1 protein-coding gene is annotated in these 215 nt (G+C 54.9%); it reads left to right on the top strand.

Features of this window, described 5'->3' with window-relative positions; genetic code table 11:
• The coding region (locus B2T33_RS12170; protein WP_414716639.1) for an ABC transporter permease at positions 1-215 on the top strand (215 nt) is incomplete at both ends.

Raw genomic sequence — 215 nt, 5'->3', positions numbered from 1 at the left:
TTCAAGGCAGAGGGCTATAGCCTCAAGCATTATCGCGATTTCCTTGGTACCGACGAATGGATGGTGCCGCTCAAGAACTCGTTGATTATTGCGCCGATTGCGACGCTGATTTCGGTATCCCTTGGGACTCTTGCCGCGATCGGTCTTAGCCAATCGCATGTGCCGGGCCGTCAGGCGATGATGGCGGTGCTTATTTCACCGATGATCGTGCCGCT

Source organism: Thalassospira sp. UBA4513, from assembly GCF_002388495.1.
GTDB lineage: Bacteria > Pseudomonadota > Alphaproteobacteria > Rhodospirillales > Thalassospiraceae > Thalassospira > Thalassospira tepidiphila.
This window is presented reverse-complemented; position numbering and strand designations above follow the sequence as displayed.